Origin of the sequence: Kribbella sp. NPDC048928 (assembly GCF_043197975.1) — a bacterium.
Classification (GTDB): domain Bacteria; phylum Actinomycetota; class Actinomycetes; order Propionibacteriales; family Kribbellaceae; genus Kribbella.
Genome location: NZ_JBICUC010000002.1, coordinates 527,710 through 543,821 on the forward strand (window position 1 = coordinate 527,710; position 16,112 = coordinate 543,821).

Genomic DNA, 16,112 nt, shown 5'->3' on the forward strand with positions numbered 1-16,112 from the left:
GACGCTACCAATCGACCTTGATGGTGGTGCTCTTGGAAGTGCCGTTGACGGTTACACCGAGTTGGGCGATCCCCGGGCGCAGGGCGGTCAGCTGGCCGGTGGCGGGGTCGTACGACGCCACTGCCCAGAACGGTGCGGTCTTGGCGGGCCCGATGTGCATCGTTGACGAGCCCCACCAGTCGGCCGATACCGGGAACGACACCGGGACGCGCCGGTCTTCCTGAACCACAGTCGCAGCCGCTGTTGCTGTCTGCCCGCGGCGGAGGGTGGCGGGCGCGGCCAGCTCGAGCGAGTCCACGTGCGGACGCAACTCGACCTGGAACCACGGCCGCGAGGACTGGCTGGCCGCGGTGGAAATGCCCACGAGAGCCCAGCCGGTGAAGCCGCCGGCGTCCGGTGCGGCGGCGGGGCTCTTGCCCGAGTTGCCGGTCAGCGGGAGCAGCACGCCGTCGGTCCGGGTAGCGGCGAACGTGCCCGCGTGTCCAGCCATGTACGCAGCGCCCTTACCGGTGGCCTTGCGGAAGTCGGCGAGCCACTTCACGATCATCGCGGCTTCCTTGCGGTCGCCGAGCTGCGAGTTCTGCGTCGGCGACGGGTCGTCGATCGGGTGGTGCGCCATCACGACGACGTTCCGGATCGACTTGTCGTGCGCCGCATCGTCGAGCTGCTTGCGCAGGTCGAGGATCTGGTCGAAACCGCCGGCCCGCAGCGATCCGAGCGACGAGTCCCGCAGCACGAACCTGGTGCCCTTGTGGTCGAACGTGCTGGTCGCGTTGCCGAAGACCTTCTTCCACTCCGACAGATCACCCGGTCCGTACGTCTCGTGGTTGCCCGGGACGTAGTACAGCGGCACCTTGCCGGCCACCTCTTCGTCGATGATCTGCTTGGCCAGCGCGATGTCCGGCCCGAACGCCCGGTCGACGAAGTCGCCGTTGATGACCAGGAAGTCCGGCTTCTGCGCGAGCGCCTCGCGGATCGTCCGGCGGGCCTGCTTCACGTAGTCCGAGTTCGGGTCGTCGGAGGTGAACTGCGCGTCCGACAGCACCGCGAACCGCCAGCGGTCGCTGGTCTGCACGGTCCCGTCGGTGACCACCATCGGGTCGATCACCTTCGCGGGCGGATCGAGCGTGACCGGCGGCGCGCTGCGTACGGTCAGGTCGTCGATCACGATCCGGCCCGAGTACTGCCGGGTCGGCGAGGTCTCGACCACATAGATCCGCCAGAACCGCAGCGGCATCGCCAGGCCGGGCGGGACGTCCGCCTCGACGTACTTCCAGCCCGTCCAGTCGATGGTCGCGGCCAGGTTGAGCGTCTGTGCCGTACCGCCTGCGGCGTCGTAGGCGTTGGCGCGCAACCAGGCTCCCTTGCCGTCGCCGTACACCCAGGCGCCGAGCTTCTGCGGCTGCCCGGGCAGCGTCTGCTGCGGGGTCTGCGACAGGTACGCGGCGCGCGTGGCGGTGCTGCCCGTCAACGAGTAGTCGAGCGCGATCGCCTGCCCGCCGTCGTGCCCTTCCGCAGCGGAGCGCGATGCGGTGGCGGCGCCGACCGGTACGGCGTTCGCGGCCCACTTGCTCACGTCGTCGAGCTCGTCGACGACGGTGCTCGCGAGGCCCGCGGTGACACTGAGCTGTGTGCTGAGCTTGCCGACCGTCGCGGTGACCACTGCCGACGTCGCTTCGTCGCTCACGGCACTGGCTTCGAAACCATTGCCCTTCGCAACGATCTTCACCAGTGCCGGGTCGTAGCTGAGCTTGACGTCGCGCGGCTCGACCCAGGTCGAGAACCCATCGGCGTCGTACCCGTCGATCTCGAAGAAGCCCTTGGCACCGGTGTCGGCGAGCGACACCTGGCGGGTGCTGGGCGCGAGGCGGGTCGGCGTACCGAGGACAGTCATCGGGAACCTTCCGTTCGCGGTGCCGCGAGTCGCCGTGACGATCACGTCGCCGGCGCGACGGCCGGTCACCACACCGTGCTGATCGACGCGGACGTTGCTGCCGGAGTACCAGAGCGGTGTGCCGGTGGCCGGAGCGTACGTCTCGTCGTAACCGGTCGCGCTGAGGACGCGGCTGAGGCCCGTGAGGACGCGGGAGCTGCGGGAGATGTCGGTGTCCGGGCTCTCCGTCGAGGTGCCGACGGACTCGACGCGGTAGCCCTTCAGCCGGCCGCTGCCCTTGACCGGAAGCAGGCCGAGGCCGTTCGGGATCAGCCGCTCGCTGCCGTCGGACGGGTCGTTCACCACGTCCGGCGCGACCTTGCCGGGGGTCCGCGCGAGCATCGTCGAGGAGCCGCCGCCGTCCAGGTTGAGCGCGTCGTCAGCCCCGAGGCTGATCATCAGGTCGCCCATCTCCTTGAGCGACAGGCCGCGGGAGCCGGTCGCACGACCGTCGACGGTGAGCAGGATCATCCGGCTGCCGTCCGCGTCGAACCCGATCGCGGTCCGCGGCGCGAGATCCGCGTCCGGTACGTCGGCCGGCACCTTGCCGTCCTTCGCGAGCTGGTAGTTGCCACTCACCGCCGCCGCGACATCGGCGGCGTCCGGGCGCAGACCGTACTCGATGCCGACCTTGTCGCCGATCTGGAGGGCGGTGAGCGCGTCGGCACCCGCCTCGCGGCCGATCAGCGCCTGCTCGTTCGCCGCCAGCGGGGTCGTGGCCGGAGTGGTCGCGGACGAGACGACCACACCGTCGCGAAGGATCACCTCGCGAACGGTCGGCAGGCCGTCCACGGTTCGGGTCCGGGCCGCGTCGCCCCACTCCGGGGTGTACAGGCCGATCCCGCCGGAGTTGACGGCCGGCGAGTTGAGGTTCGTCAGCTCCAGCTTGGTGGCGCCGTCGGTCGCGGTGCCCTGCAGGAACAGCTCGGCAATCTTGCCGAGGCCGTCCTTGCCGATCACCGCGGTGTCGTTGTGGCCGGTGGCCGGCGCGTTCCGCAGCTTGCCGGACTCGACGCCGACGCCCAGCGGCGCGGTGGTGTCGTTGATGTCGAAGAAGTCGCCGTTCACGCCGGCGATCGCGCCCTTGCGGGCGAGCTGCTGGCTGAGCGGCTGACCGCCGGAGACCTTGCCGGTGTTCACCAGGTCGACCGTGACACCGTGCTTGTCCAGGTCGGTGGCGAGGATGTCGCCGCGCTGCCACCCCTTCGGGTCCAGGCGGTCGAACGACGTGTAGTTCACGCCCGGCGCGACCGGGCTGTCGCTGCGTGACGTCACGACACCGTTCTCGGCGATCGCGGCGTCCGGGATCCCGGACGTACGGGTGTGCGTTGTCAGGGTCTGGCCGACGGCCGGACTGACCAGGACGCCGGCCAGCAGGCCACCGACTCCGATCGCTGTGGTCAACGGACGGATGAGCGACACAGGGGCCTCCCCACGGTGGACGGACGCGGTCATCCGACGCCGCGTGCGCTACCGCCTCATGAGCCGCAGGTGTACGCCGGGCAACCGACCGGTGACAAAGTAACGCGTGCACTCACCGTGTGGAAGGTTTTCTTCCCGAACATGCCCTAATTGCTGGTCATCGGGCGGCCGGCGATCTCCCAGGCGTGCATGCCGCCGTCGAGGTTGATCGCCTCCCGGCCGACCTGGTTCAGGAACTGGGTCGCCATACCGGAACGGCCGCCGACGGCGCAGACGCACAGCACCTTCTGGTCCACCGGGATCTCGCCGACCCGCTCCTGCAGTTCGCCGAGCGGGATGTGCTTGGCGCCCTCGATGTGGCCGCGGTCCCACTCGTCCGGCTCGCGCACGTCGAGCACGAACGCCTCCGCCAGCAGGGCGTCGTCGAGCTCGCTCACCACGACCGAAGGAATCTCCTGGTTCCGGAACATGGCTCAAGCATGTCAGACCAACCCCACCCCACCCGGCCGCACCCTCATTTGAGTGGTTCACCACCCAAGCGGACCGTTCACACCTTGCATGCCCGCTGCGAAGGGGCCGGCTGCGAGGTTCACCCCTTAACGGTGTGTGGAGGAAGCGGTTGCCCGGAGTACGGAAAAGGCGTTGACACCAGAGGGCGGATCTCGGACCGTGGCTCGAAGGAGGCTGCGGTGGCGCTGATTCAGGGGATCCCGGGGGAGTTCGAACCGCAACCGTGGGGCGAGGCGATCCTGCGGAATCGCGAGCTGCTGCTGCTCCGGATCGCGTGCCGGCCACCCGACCACGAGGTCCGGCTGCCGGGCCTGGCCACCACGCCGCGGCACGTCGTCGAGGACCACACCGGCAAGGCGCTGACCTGGCGCCGCGACGGTGACGACCTGGTCGTCCGGCTGCCCGAGGCCGGTGAGCCGCCGGTCGTCCGCGTCGCGCTGTCCGGCAAGTTGCGGATCGTCCCGCAGGACACCGTCACCGCGAACGCGGACGGCGTCTGGGACCTGACCCCGAGCGGTCCGACGGCCCATCTGGTCGCCCGGCGCGCGACCGACATCGCCATCCGCTTCGTCGGCATGGTCGAGGCGGACGGCCAGTACCAGATCCGCCTCGCGGGCCGCCGGTACCGCGTGGGCGGCCACCAGCTCACCCGGTCCACGGTCGGCCCGTTCCCGATGCCGGAGCTCCGGGTCGTACCGCTCTCCGTACCGGCCGGCATCCGCCGGATCCTCGTCGCGCCGGTCGGCACGGTACTGGCGTCGATCCACCCGGGCCGCGACGAGGTCACCATGGTCGTCACGAACTTCGGCCGTACGCCGGCGCGCGGCGACGTCGAGCTCCCACTGCCGCCCGGGTGGTCCGCGACCGAGCAAACCTGGACCTTCGACGGGCTGGAGCCGGGCCGGTCGCTCGGTTGGGCCACGCGCGTCGCCGGTCCGCCGGGTGAGCACGAACTGCGGGCGCGGCTCGACGCGGGGCGCCGGTCGGCTTCATCACCGTACGTCATTCACCTGTGACCGCTTGCGTTTTGAGAGCGCTTCCCCTCTACTGGCAGTGATCGATCAACCGCCCCGATCGAGGAGTACGCATGCCCAGAACATTCGTCCGTCTGCTCGCCGCCGGAGTTCTGCTCGTTACCGGCGCAGCCGTCCCGCCAGCAACCGCGGCGCCCACAGCCGCGACCACCGCCGTACGGGCTCCGGCGCTTTCGGCGAAGGCTCCGGCCGGCGCGCTGGACGCGACCGGGTACTGGACCGCCGAGAAGCTGAGGAACGCCATCCCGGCCGACCTGCCATCCGGCAGCACCGCCGGAACCCCAGCAAAACAAGGGACTTCGAGCGGGATCGCGTCCCGGCCGGTTGCGGCGCTCGGCGGAAACAAGCTCGCCAACGACGCCGTTCCGAGTACGGCGGGCAAGCTGTTCTTCACCGACAACGGGCTCAACTATGTGTGCTCGGCGTCCACGATCAACAACGGCTACAAGAACCTGATCATCACCGCGGGACACTGTGTGCACAGCGGCCAGGGCGGCGCGTGGCACTCGAACATCGTGTTCGCGCCGGCGTACTACAACGGCCAGTCCGGCTACGGCCTGTGGAACTGGAGCCAGGCGCGCGCGTTCGACTCCTGGATCAACGGCAGCGACTTCACCCACGACCAGGCGTTCGTCACGCTGCAGCAGCGCAACGGCGCGAACCTGATCGACTCGGTCGGCGGCAACGGACTCGTCTGGGGCAACGGACAGAACCAGCCCGGCACCCGGATCTGGGGCTGGCCGGCCGAGGCGCCGTACAACGGTGAGGTGCCGTACTACTGCGACGGCGACACCTACGCGTGGGGCGGTTCGGACGCGGCGCTGACCTGCTCGATGAACGGCGGCGCGAGCGGCGGCCCGTGGTTCAAGGACCGCATCGACGCCAACCTCGGGTACGTCTTCGCTGTCACGTCACGGCGTACGACGAGCGGCACACCGACGCTGTTGTCGACGCCGAACACCCCCGACGTCAAGACGATGTTCGACCAGATGACCACCTGACCGGTGCCTGCTCGCGCAGGCAGAATTCTTTCCGGATCGACACCTATCCGGGCAGCTGCTCACTCCGAAGGAGGACTGTCAGCAGCTGAGAACCCACGCCCGGGGAGGTGCCGCAGATGTCCGCCGAACGTCGTCGCTGGACGCGTCTCGCGCTTCTCCTCGGCGGCACTCTCGCGGGCGCTGCGGCCGCGCTGATCCTGTCGACCACTCAAGCCAGCGCCGCCCGGACACCGTCCAGCCCGATCAGCACACTCCTGGATCCAGCGGTGAAGGGTGTCGTAGAACCCGTCGCGAAGCAGGTCGTACGCCCTGTCGCCAAGCCTGTGGTGGATCGCGCTGTCGAGCCAGTGGTTCAGGATGTCGTACGGCCGGTGGTCAAGCCTGCTGCGGATCGGGTCGTGGAGCCTGCTCTGGATGAGGTCGTGCAGCCTGCTCTGGATGAGGTCGTGCAGCCTGTGCTGCGGCCGGTTGTCACACCGGAACCCGCTCAACCTGCTCGGACCGTTGTGGCTCCGACGAAGGCCGCGATCAAGAAACACGAGCCCCGGGCCGTGCGGGCTGCCAGCACCCACGTCACCTCCCGGCGCGCGCAGGCACGACCGGCCGCGCAAACTGCACCGCCTGCACAGGCCCCAGCCGCCAGCCGCAGCCCGGCTCCGGCGGTGACTCCGGCTCAGGCTCCCGCTCCAGCTGCGCTTCCGGCTCCCGCTCCGGGCTCGGACTCTGGTCCGGGCCCGCAGCATCCGGCGCCGCACCCTGTGCCCGGTGCTCCCGCAGACGCCCAGCTGACCTGTTCGTCGGCCGGCACCCACGTCGTCAAGAAGCTCGCCGTGCTCCCACATGCACTGACTCAGCGGTTCGCCTCAGCTGCCCGCGCCGGCGAGCACGACGTCACCGTACAACCGCACCCGGGCGGCCGCCCCGGGACCACGCCCGACTGACCTTTCCGTTCCATCGCGTGACCGGCCGGCGGCCGGACCTGGACGGCGTACCCCGAGTACGCCGGCTACCGATGAACGCAACGAACGGAAGGCATCACCTGATGAACGTCTGGATCAAGCGCTCCCTCAGCACCGCCGCAGTCGCAGGCGGCCTGTTCTTCGCCGGAGCCGCAGTCGCGAACGCCGACACCGGAACCGGAATCGGAACCGGCGGCGGCCTCGCCGAGAACCTGACCAGCAGCAACCTGTCCGCTCCGCTCGAGATCGGTTCGGTCGACCTCGGCCTCACGACCGAGTCGTCGTCCAGCCACAGCACGGCGGTGACCCACACCGACCGGAAGGGTACGACGACGAGCACGAAGAACTCGGCCTCGACGCAGAAGAGCACGCTCGGCCTGAGCACCGGCAAGATCACCGCCGACCCGGCCGGCAGCCTGAGCAGTGTCACCCGGTCGACCACCGACCGCTCGAGGCACAACACCAGTGGCGCCGCCGCGCAGCACACCAAGGGCTCGATCAAGGCACCGATCACGATCGGCGGCGCCAAGGTCACCGCGCAGAACGAGCAGACGTCGACGGACAGCCGCAAGGTCGTCCGTACCGGCAAGCACGGCACCTCGACGTCGGAGCAGCGCAACGTCCACAGCAGCAAGACCGGCGGCTCGCTCGCCACGGGCGCGATCACGTTGGACCCGAACGGGGCCGTCGACACCAGCAAGTCCATCGCGGGCACCAGCGGGCGGCACGGCTCGAAGGTCTCCTCGAACTCGGCGACCGACGTCACCGGTTCGCTGCCGATCTCGACCGGTGGGCTGGAGGCGCAAGGCTGGTCGGAGTCGTACGACGCCAACTACCGCAAGACCTCAGCGGCCGGTCACCACGGCAACCGCACCGAGGTCGAGTCCAATGAGCGGGCTTCCCGTACGGCCGCGGGTCTGAACGTTGGGCGCTTCGCGGCCGACCCGAGCGCCGCGCTGAGCGACCGGCGCTCAAGCCTGTTCGCCACCGGCCGGAACGGTCGCTACACGCTGGTCAACGACCAGGCCACCACCGGTTCGCTGGCGGCGCCGTTCAGGTTCGACGGTGTGACCGGATTCGTGTCCTCCGAGCAGGCGTCGCGGCGGGTTCGTGGCACGGAGGAGTCCAGCCGTCGGGGCACGGTGAGCAAGGTCGTCACCGACGAGCAGGCTTCGCACCAGGCGATCGCGGGCCGCTCGGGCGCGATCACCGGGAACCCGGCGCTCGACTTCGCCGACCACCGGTCGAGCATCGTCGCCGGTGACCGGGACGGCTCGATCGTTCGCTCGGACCGCGACGGCTACGCGACGTACGCGCTGCCGTACTCGTACGAGGGCTTCGGTCTGCTCGGCGACTTCGGCAACTCCTCGCGCCGGACGGCCGTTGAGCAGGTGGCCGACCACCGCGGTACGACGACCCGCACCGAGACCGACGAGCACGCCAACCGGACGCTGCCGGCGTACAACTTCGACGGTTTCCGTGGCGCGCCGAAGGGTGATCTGGAGCTGGACCGGATCGCGCAGCTGACGCAGCTCGACAAGTAGTCCTGTGTTGGGGTGGCGGTTCACGATCGTGTGGGCCGCCGCCCCAGGGCGCTATTTGAGGAGTTTTGACATCCGCCGGTCGGCCAGGGGTTTGCCGCCGGTCTGGCAGGTTGCGCAGTACTGCAGGGAGGAGTCGGCGAAGCTGACCTCGCGGACGATGTCGCCGCAGATCGGGCACTTCTGGCCCTTGCGGCCGTGCACGCGCAGGCCGGACTTCTTCTCCGACTTCAGGTCCTGGACGGCGAGCCCGGCGGAGCGGTCGACCGCGTCCTGCAGGGTTTCGCGCATCGCGTCGTACAGGACCTTGAGCTCGTCGTCGGACAGGTTCGACGCCGGTTTGAACGGGCTCATCTTCGCGACGTGCAGGATCTCGTCGGAGTACGCGTTGCCGATGCCGGCGATCACGGACTGGCTCCGCAGGACGCCCTTGAGCTGGACACGGCCGGCGCGTCTGAGGATCTCGCCGAAGTCGTCGAGCGAGAGCGTGAACGGATCCGGGCCGAGGCGCGCGATCCCCGGGACGTCGGCGACGTCCCGGACGACGTACACCGCGAGCTTCTTCTGCGTACCGGCCTCGGTCAGGTCGAACCCGGCCCCGTCGTCCAGCACGGTCCGGAGCGCGATCGGGCCCTTGCCCGGGCGGACGAGCCCGGTGTTCTGCTCCTCTTTCCAGCGCAGCCAGCCGGCCCGCGCCAGGTGGATCACCAGGTGCACGCCCTGCGCCGAGATGTCCAGGAACTTCCCGTGCCGCTGCACGTCGTCGATCAGCAACCCGACCATCGCGGACACCGGCGGGTCGTACGTCTTCAGCGCGCTGATGGCCGTGATGTCCGCCCGCACGAACGCATGCCCCACCGCGCGCTCCCGCAGGAACACCGCCAGCGACTCAACCTCCGGCAACTCAGGCATACCCCCAGTGTGCCCGACCCCAGGGACAGTTCGGCCAAAATCACCACTGTGACCCAACTGCCCACCTTCCGCTACCACCCCGACCCACTCGCCACCGGCATGGTCAAGCCGAGCGAGGAGGAGTGCCTGAACTGCGGCCAGTCGCGCGGCTATCTGTACACCGGCCCGGTGTACGCAGTCGAGGAGATCGTCGACGAACTGTGCCCGTGGTGCATCGCGGACGGGTCGGCGGCCGATCGGTTCGACGCGACGTTCACCGACACCTTGGGCGAACCAGATGGCGTGCCACAGCCTGTCGTGCAAGAGGTGCTGACACGAACGCCTGGCTTCGACGGGTGGCAGCAGGAGCGCTGGCTCTTCCACTGCGGCGACGGGGCGGCCTTCCTCGGGCGGGTCGGGTACGAGGTACTGCGCGAGCTTCCGGAGGCGGTTGAGATGCTGCTGGAGGAGAACCGGCAGTTCTGGTCGCCGGAGCAGTGTGAGTACTACGTGCGACACCTGGACGCGGACGGCGAAGCTACGGGGTACCTGTTCCGGTGCCTGCAGTGCGGGACACACCTGGCGTATTCGGACATGTCCTGAGGGCTGTCTCCGGTGGATCACCTATGGAGGGTGGTTGTGACGGGCGGTAGTTTCGGGGGTACCAGAGTTGGGAGGCCCTCATGGGGTTCGTCAAGACAATGCTCAAGGGCGCTGTGGTCGCCAAGCTGGTGCAGGTTGCCCAGCGTGAGCTGAGCAAGCCGGAGAACCAGCAGAAGATCAAGCAGGCGGTCCAAAAGGTCCAGCAACGCCGCGCTCACTGACGCCGAGGTAGAGCTAGGTCTACCTCGGGGGAGGATTCAGGGTCACTGCGTGGGGGGCGCCGTGCTGGTGTGCTGGCTGTATGGGCCAGGTACTGGAACGGACGCGGATTCAGGATGTTGACGCGTTGCGTGGGTTTGCCCTGCTGGGCATCTTGATTGTGAACATCACGTTCGCGGCCTCCGGGTTTCCCATTCACGTCGCGGAGGATCCGGCGTACGGGTCGTGGCTCGACCACTCCGTCCACTGGTTGTCGTCGGCCTTTGTGGACATGAAGTTCTATCTGCTCTTCTCGTTCCTGTTCGGGTACAGCTTCCAGCTGCAGCTCGAGGCGGCGCAGCGGGTGGGCGCAGCGTTCCGCCCACGGATGGTGCGCCGGCTGGGCGGGCTGTTCGTGCTGGGCGTACTGCACGGCGTCTTCCTGATCACCGGCGACATCCTGAGCCTGTACGCGATCATCGGGCTCGTCCTGGTCGCCATGCGGCGCGTCAAGGACCGTACGGCGCTCCTCGTCGCCGGAGCGATCTACGCGTACCTCTTCCTCACCCTGGCGATCGCTGCGCTCTTCCTGGACACGTCCGCGGTCCTGGACCCAACCACAGCAGTAGCAGCCGCCCAGGAGACCACGGCGAACCTGGCCGGCTCGTTCAGCAGTGTCATAGGGGAGCACCTCCGCGCTCTCCCCACGTACGGTCTCTCACTGCTGACCGTGCAGGGCCCCACGACACTGGCGGCGTTCCTGGTCGGCATGGTGGCCGGCCGGCGCCGACTGCTGCAGAACACCACTGGAGCCGACGCACTGCTCCGGCTGATCCAGCTGGTCGGCTTCGCGATCGGTATCACCGGGGGCGTTGTCTACGCGTCCGGCGGCAACGGTGACACCAGGGCGGTACTGATGAGTGTCATGACGGCGCCCTTCCTGACAGCGGCCTACGTCGCATCCTTGTTGCGCATCATGCACTCCGAGCGCGGGGAGGACATCCGCCGCCTGCTCGCGCCGGCCGGGCGCATGGCCCTCTCGAACTACCTGGGTCAGTCAGTAGCGACCGTACTGATCTTCACCGGCGTCGGCTTCGGGCTGATGGGTCAGGTGTCGCCACTGGAGACCACGGGCCTCGCGGTCGGGATCTTCGTCCTGCAGCTGATGCTCAGCCACATGTGGCTCAACAGCTTCCGGTACGGCCCGGTCGAAGGCGTACTGCGAGCGGTCACCAACGCGACCGCCCTCAGCTGGCGGACTCAGGCCGCGTGACGGCCGTGGGTGACCCGGGCGGCGCGGATGTGGTGCACCGTGCCGGTGGTCGAAGCGGGCTTGCTGGTGAAGGGCTTGGCCGCCGCGCCGAGCGCGAGCAGGTCGAGCTTGGTCCGGGCCAGGTCGCGGTCGTCGGCGATCCAGGAGCCCCGCGGTCCGGCAGCCGGACCGGTCGAGTGGCGCCTGTTGCTGATCTCCAGAGCCGCGATCACAGCCAGTACGAGAACTACGAGAACTACGTATCCGCTCATGGCAGTAATGATTCTATCTTTCAGATCCTGCCACCAGTGGCGCCATTGACATGGTCCGATAAGATTCTGCCATGCTCCGAAAGATCGCGGTCGTACTGATGGAGGACGTCGCGCTGTTCGAATTCGGCGTGCTCGCGGAGGTCTTCGGGCTGGACCGCACCGACGACGGCGTGCCGCCGTTCGACTTCAAGGTGTGCTCGACGACGCCCGGCGTCCCGATGCAGACGAGCACCCATTCCCAGGTGATCGCTCCGTACGGGCTGGAAGAGCTCGAGGACGCGGACCTGATCGGCATCCCCGCGACGACCTGGCGGCACGCGTACGACGAGCGGGTCCTGGAAGCACTCCGGCAGGCCGAGGCCCGCGGGGCGATCCTGCTCACGGTCTGCTCGGGCGCGTTCGTGCTCGGGACGGCCGGCCTGCTCGAGGGCCGCGCCTGCACCACGCACTGGCGGTACGCCCAGAAGTTCACCGAGCAGTTCCCGAGCGCGAAGCTCGACCCGGACGTGCTGTTCGTCGACGACGGCAACATCATCACCAGCGCCGGCACCGCGGCCGGTATCGACGCCTGCCTGCACCTGGTCCGACGCGAGCTCGGCAGCGCGGTCGCCACCAGGATCGCCCGCCGGATGGTGGTCCCACCGCAGCGCGACGGCGGCCAGCGGCAGTACGTCGACGTACCGGTACCGGAGTCGTCGAGCGAGAGCCTGCAGCCGGTCCTGGACTGGATGGTCGACAATCTGACCATCGAGCACACCGTGCCGGCCCTCGCGCGCCGCGCCCAGATGTCCGAGCGCACCTTCGCCCGCCGCTTCGTCGCCGAGACCGGTACGACGCCGCTCAAATGGGTCACCACCCAGCGCGTCCTGCGCGCCCGTACCCTGCTCGAACAGACCCGGATGGGCATCGAGCAGATCGCAGGAGAATCCGGCTTCGGCACCGCCGCCCTGCTCCGCCACCACTTCCGTCGCGTCGTCGGCGTACCGCCCCAGGACTACCGCCGCACGTTCCAAACGGCCGGTTGATGTGAGGTAAGCGGCACGCTGCGGATTTGCATCGGCACCCCCTGCTCTGCCTAAGGTCACAGGGGGGTAACGAGCGCCGACGCAGATGGAGTTGTTTTGACGACGCCGGACCGCCCTCCGGGCAGGACCGCACGCAGGCTGAGCTGGGACGTGGTGCGCGTCGTGGCAGTGCTCGCGGTGATGTTCACGCACACGACGTACATGGGCCCGTTCCTGCATCCGGAGCTGGGCAAGCCGCTGGGGCGGTATCCGTTCCAGGTCGGCGCCAGCATCCTGCTCGTGATCAGTGCGTACTTCGTCTGCGTGACGATCCGGAAGGGCTCCACGTCGAGGTGGCTGTGGCGGCGCGCCTGCCGCGTACTCCCGCCGTACCTGGTCGCTGTACTGGTGACGTACACCTTGCTGATCTTGTTCGGCCCGAGCAACTGGATCCTCCCGAGCGGGCGCGACCTGTGGGGCAACCTCACGCTGGCTGCCTCGTTCGATCCGGGCGTACAGCTCATCGACGGCTCGTACTGGACGCTGCCGCTGCAGCTGATGGCGTTCGCCGCGGCCGCATTGCTCTGGCCGCGCGGTGTCGGCCCGCGGATCACGACGATGCTGTGGATCATGATCCTCGCGCCGGTCGCCCTGCAGTGGCACGGCCGCATCGACCACAGCCCGGTCTGGGTCATCCAGGCCTGGAACGGGCTCGGCCTGCACCGGATGCAGCTGTTCGCGATCGGCATCGCGATCTGGCTCTGGTCGCAGCGGCGGATCGGAGTACTGCACCTGTCCGCCCTCCTGGTCGCGACCGTCTTCGCGCAGCACGCACACACCGCGGACCTGCCGTCGTCGCTCGGGATCGGTGCCATGCTGCTGCTCGTCGCGCTCGCGGCCCGCGGCCCGGACTGGACGGTGTTCGCCCGGCTCCGGCGGCCGATCCAGTTCCTGGCGCGGATCTCGTTCGGCCTGTATCTGCTGAACCAGGTGGTCGGCTACCTGATCGCGTACCGCCTGATGCAGCTCGGCGCGGACCGGCTCGTCCAGATCACCGGCGCGGTCGTCGGCGTGATCGGGCTCGCCTGGCTGCTCACGAAGTACGTCGAGGAGCCGACGTACCGCGCACTAGCAGCGCTCCGCGTCCGCGGCCTCGGCGCTCGGGCGTTCGCGTGGCTGACGACTTGACCCGCAGATCTACGCTCACGGAGCGAGCGCCTCGGCGTACCAGGGTTTGATGGTGTTGTTGATGATTGCGAGACGTTCGTCGAACGGCAGGAAGGCGGACTTCATCGCGTTGATCGCGAACCAGCGCAGGTCATCGAGGCCGTAGCCGAACGCCTCCGACAGCAGGGCGAGCTCGCGGCTCATCGACGTACCGCTCATCAAACGGTTGTCGGTGTTGACGGTCACCCGGAAGCCGAGCTTGGCGAGCAGGCCGATCGGATGCTCGGCGATCGACGCGGCCGCACCGGTCTGCAGGTTGGAGCTCGGGCACATCTCCAGCGGGATCCGCCGGTCCCGGACGTACGCCGCGAGCCGACCGAGCTCCACCTCGTCGCCGTCGGTGTTGATGTCGTCGATGATCCGTACGCCGTGCCCGAGCCGGTCCGCGCCGCACCACTGGATCGCCTGCCAGATCGACGGCAGCCCGAACGCCTCGCCGGCGTGGATGGTGAAGTGCGCGTTCTCGCGCTGCAGGTACTCGAACGCGTCCAGGTGCCGGGTGGGTGGGAAGCCCGCCTCGGCGCCGGCGATGTCGAACCCGACCACACCGGCATCGCGGTACGCGACCGACAGCTCCGCGATCTCCATCGACCGCGCCTTGTGCCGCATCGCCGTCAGCAACTGCCGCGCCACGATCGGCCGCTCGGCAATCGCCATCCCGTGCTCGAATCCCTCCCGCACGGCGTCGACGACCTGCTCGAGCGTCAGCCCACGGTTCAGGTGCTGCTCCGGCGCGTAGCGCACCTCGGCGTACACGACACCGTCAGCGGCCAGATCCTGTACGCACTCACTCGCCACCCGCGTGATCGCCGCAGCCGTCTGCATCACGGCGACCGTGTGATCAAACGTCTCCAGATACCGCTCGAGCGACCCCGAATCCGCCGACTCCACAAACCAGGCGCCCAACTCCGCCGCCCTCGCCCGAGGCAACTCATGCCCAATCTCCCCCGCCAACTCCACCACAGTCCCCGCCCGCAACCCCCCATCCAAATGATCATGCAAAACCACCTTCGGCGCCGCCGCCAACTCCTCCGCGCTGATCATGCGGCCATAGTGCCAAGTCGATCCTGAGTACGTGCCCCGACTTGCCCCGGTCTGCCCCACAATCCATGCCATTCCGGCCCCAAACCGCCTCGATCTGCCCCACGATGCCCCAGAAAGGCCTTCGTGTCGCGGGTGTCGCAACCGGAAGCCTGGTCTCCATGAACGACAAGACGCCCCGCTTCGAAAGCGCCCCCGCCCGATCCTCACTCCCTGACTGGTACCCGGACCTGCTCGACAGCGTCTCGGCCCACATCGCCACCGGCCACCGGCGCGCCGTCAGCGCCGCGAATCAGGAGATGCTCAAGAGCTATTGGTCGATCGGTCAAGAGATCCTGAGCCGCCAGCACGAGGAAGGATGGGGCAGCAAGGTCGTCGACCGGCTGTCCACCGACCTCAAGACCCGCTTCCCCGGCGCGACCGGATACTCGCCCCGCAACCTCAAGTACATGCGAGCCTTCGCCGTCGCGTGGCCGGACCCGGCATTTGTGCAATGCAGCGTTGCACAATTGCCCTGGCGTCATCACCTGGCGTTGCTCGACAAACTCGACAGCGCCGAGCTTCGGCTCTGGTACGCCGCGGCCGCGGTCGAGCGTGGGTGGAGCCGTGACGTGCTCGCGCTGCACATCGACAGCCGGTTCCACGACCGCGCCGGGAAGGCGGTCACCAACTTCGCCACGGCGATGCCACCGGAGGAGTCCGACCTCGCGCAGCAGTCGACTCGCGATCCGTACCTGTTCGACTTCCTCGGCTCGACCGAGGGCTGGCACGAGCGTGAGCTCGAACAGAAGCTGGTCGAGCACGTCGGGAAGTTCTTGCTCGAGCTCGGCCAGGGGTTCGCCTTCGTCGGCGAGCAGGTTCGGTTCGAGCTGGACGGCGAGGAGTTCTTCTGCGATCTGCTCTTCTACCACCTCGAGCTGCGCTGCTACGTGGTCGTCGAACTGAAGGCGGTGAGGTTCAACGCCGCGTTCCTCGGTCAGCTGGGCCTCTACATGGCAGTGGTGGACGGCGTACTCGCGAAGGAGGGTGACAAGCCCACCATTGGACTCCTGCTCTGCCGCAACAAGAATCAGGTCGTCGCCGAGTACGCACTGAAGGGTTTCAAGGCTCCGATCGGGGTGGCCGAGTGGACGGACGCGATCAACAAGTCGCTACCCGAGGAGTTCCGGTCCGCGCTGCCGAGTGTCGCCGAACTGGAGGCCGAGCTCACCTTTGACGACTGAT

At 68.5% G+C, this 16,112-nt stretch carries 15 protein-coding genes; 10 read left to right on the top strand and 5 right to left on the bottom strand.

Annotated features, from left to right (window positions below):
• Nucleotides 1-4: 4 nt before the first annotated feature.
• Entirely contained in the window at nucleotides 5-3,355 is a 3,351-nt protein-coding gene (locus ACGFI6_RS09430) for a phosphodiester glycosidase family protein (protein ID WP_393116686.1), read from the bottom strand.
• A 146-nt stretch (nucleotides 3,356-3,501) separates the two neighbouring features.
• Entirely contained in the window at nucleotides 3,502-3,825 is a 324-nt protein-coding gene (locus tag ACGFI6_RS09435; protein WP_393116688.1) for a rhodanese-like domain-containing protein, read from the bottom strand.
• A gap of 219 nt (nucleotides 3,826-4,044) precedes the next feature.
• On the opposite strand from ACGFI6_RS09435, the gene ACGFI6_RS09440 reads away from it, so the two are divergent.
• The 4 genes from ACGFI6_RS09440 (at nucleotide 4,045) to ACGFI6_RS09455 (ending at nucleotide 8,403) form a co-directional block, all read left to right on the top strand.
• Nucleotides 4,045-4,881, top strand: coding sequence for a hypothetical protein (locus tag ACGFI6_RS09440; RefSeq protein WP_393116690.1), 837 nt, complete (start codon nucleotides 4,045-4,047; stop codon nucleotides 4,879-4,881).
• Nucleotides 4,882-4,952: 71 nt separating this feature from the next.
• The gene (locus ACGFI6_RS09445; RefSeq protein WP_393116692.1) at nucleotides 4,953-5,900 is read left to right on the top strand and encodes a trypsin-like serine peptidase; all 948 of its coding nucleotides are present in this window, start codon (nucleotides 4,953-4,955) and stop codon (nucleotides 5,898-5,900) included.
• A 116-nt stretch (nucleotides 5,901-6,016) separates the two neighbouring features.
• Nucleotides 6,017-6,841 carry a hypothetical protein gene (locus ACGFI6_RS09450; protein WP_393116694.1) on the top strand — a complete coding sequence of 275 codons (825 nt, stop codon included), beginning with the start codon at nucleotides 6,017-6,019 and terminating at the stop codon, nucleotides 6,839-6,841.
• Nucleotides 6,842-6,858: 17 nt separating this feature from the next.
• The gene (locus tag ACGFI6_RS09455) at nucleotides 6,859-8,403 is read left to right on the top strand and encodes a hypothetical protein (protein ID WP_393116696.1); all 1,545 of its coding nucleotides are present in this window, start codon (nucleotides 6,859-6,861) and stop codon (nucleotides 8,401-8,403) included.
• A gap of 51 nt (nucleotides 8,404-8,454) precedes the next feature.
• On the opposite strand, the gene ACGFI6_RS09460 is transcribed toward ACGFI6_RS09455, so the two are convergent.
• Nucleotides 8,455-9,312: a DNA-formamidopyrimidine glycosylase family protein gene (locus ACGFI6_RS09460; protein ID WP_393116698.1), complete on the bottom strand. Its 858-nt coding sequence runs from the start codon at nucleotides 9,310-9,312 to the stop codon at nucleotides 8,455-8,457.
• 48 nt (nucleotides 9,313-9,360) lie between these two features.
• Here ACGFI6_RS09460 and ACGFI6_RS09465 point away from each other — a divergent pair, with 48 nt between their 5' ends.
• From ACGFI6_RS09465 to ACGFI6_RS09475, 3 genes are all read left to right on the top strand, one after another.
• Nucleotides 9,361-9,894: a CbrC family protein gene (locus tag ACGFI6_RS09465; RefSeq protein WP_393116700.1), complete on the top strand. Its 534-nt coding sequence runs from the start codon at nucleotides 9,361-9,363 to the stop codon at nucleotides 9,892-9,894.
• 80 nt (nucleotides 9,895-9,974) lie between these two features.
• Nucleotides 9,975-10,115 carry a hypothetical protein gene (locus ACGFI6_RS09470; protein WP_165546414.1) on the top strand — a complete coding sequence of 47 codons (141 nt, stop codon included), beginning with the start codon at nucleotides 9,975-9,977 and terminating at the stop codon, nucleotides 10,113-10,115.
• A gap of 80 nt (nucleotides 10,116-10,195) precedes the next feature.
• Nucleotides 10,196-11,365 carry a DUF418 domain-containing protein gene (locus ACGFI6_RS09475; protein WP_393116702.1) on the top strand — a complete coding sequence of 390 codons (1,170 nt, stop codon included), beginning with the start codon at nucleotides 10,196-10,198 and terminating at the stop codon, nucleotides 11,363-11,365.
• Here ACGFI6_RS09475 and ACGFI6_RS09480 read toward each other — a convergent pair.
• On the bottom strand, nucleotides 11,353-11,616 hold the full coding sequence (locus ACGFI6_RS09480; protein WP_393116704.1) for a hypothetical protein: 264 nt from the start codon (nucleotides 11,614-11,616) through the stop codon (nucleotides 11,353-11,355). The genes ACGFI6_RS09475 and ACGFI6_RS09480 overlap by 13 nt on opposite strands.
• A 71-nt stretch (nucleotides 11,617-11,687) precedes the next feature.
• Here ACGFI6_RS09480 and ACGFI6_RS09485 point away from each other — a divergent pair, with 71 nt between their 5' ends.
• The gene (locus ACGFI6_RS09485) at nucleotides 11,688-12,641 is read left to right on the top strand and encodes a helix-turn-helix domain-containing protein (RefSeq protein WP_393116706.1); all 954 of its coding nucleotides are present in this window, start codon (nucleotides 11,688-11,690) and stop codon (nucleotides 12,639-12,641) included.
• 153 nt (nucleotides 12,642-12,794) lie between these two features.
• A complete protein-coding gene (locus ACGFI6_RS09490) occupies nucleotides 12,795-13,808 on the top strand; it encodes an acyltransferase family protein (protein WP_393118094.1) in 1,014 nt (337 codons plus the stop codon).
• Between the two features lie 15 nt (nucleotides 13,809-13,823).
• Here the strand turns inward: ACGFI6_RS09490 and ACGFI6_RS09495 are convergent, their stop codons facing one another.
• A complete protein-coding gene (locus ACGFI6_RS09495) occupies nucleotides 13,824-14,891 on the bottom strand; it encodes an adenosine deaminase (RefSeq protein WP_393116708.1) in 1,068 nt (355 codons plus the stop codon).
• Nucleotides 14,892-15,049: 158 nt separating this feature from the next.
• On the opposite strand from ACGFI6_RS09495, the gene ACGFI6_RS09500 reads away from it, so the two are divergent.
• The gene (locus ACGFI6_RS09500; protein ID WP_393116710.1) at nucleotides 15,050-16,111 is read left to right on the top strand and encodes a YhcG family protein; all 1,062 of its coding nucleotides are present in this window, start codon (nucleotides 15,050-15,052) and stop codon (nucleotides 16,109-16,111) included.
• Nucleotide 16,112: the final 1 nt, after the last annotated feature.

Excerpts from the sequence above, each read along its gene's own strand:
- ACGFI6_RS09475 (WP_393116702.1), top strand. The coding sequence starts at position 10,196 with ATGGGCCAGGTACTGGAACGGACGCGGATTCAGGATGTTGACGCGTTG.
- ACGFI6_RS09495 (WP_393116708.1), bottom strand. The coding sequence starts at position 14,891 with ATGATCAGCGCGGAGGAGTTGGCGGCGGCGCCGAAGGTGGTTTTGCAT.
- ACGFI6_RS09435 (WP_393116688.1), bottom strand. The coding sequence starts at position 3,825 with ATGTTCCGGAACCAGGAGATTCCTTCGGTCGTGGTGAGCGAGCTCGAC.
- ACGFI6_RS09450 (WP_393116694.1), top strand. The coding sequence starts at position 6,017 with ATGTCCGCCGAACGTCGTCGCTGGACGCGTCTCGCGCTTCTCCTCGGC.
- ACGFI6_RS09480 (WP_393116704.1), bottom strand. The coding sequence starts at position 11,616 with ATGAGCGGATACGTAGTTCTCGTAGTTCTCGTACTGGCTGTGATCGCG.
- ACGFI6_RS09470 (WP_165546414.1), top strand. The coding sequence starts at position 9,975 with ATGGGGTTCGTCAAGACAATGCTCAAGGGCGCTGTGGTCGCCAAGCTG.
- ACGFI6_RS09500 (WP_393116710.1), top strand. The coding sequence starts at position 15,050 with ATGAACGACAAGACGCCCCGCTTCGAAAGCGCCCCCGCCCGATCCTCA.
- ACGFI6_RS09445 (WP_393116692.1), top strand. The coding sequence starts at position 4,953 with ATGCCCAGAACATTCGTCCGTCTGCTCGCCGCCGGAGTTCTGCTCGTT.
- ACGFI6_RS09460 (WP_393116698.1), bottom strand. The coding sequence starts at position 9,312 with ATGCCTGAGTTGCCGGAGGTTGAGTCGCTGGCGGTGTTCCTGCGGGAG.
- ACGFI6_RS09485 (WP_393116706.1), top strand. The coding sequence starts at position 11,688 with ATGCTCCGAAAGATCGCGGTCGTACTGATGGAGGACGTCGCGCTGTTC.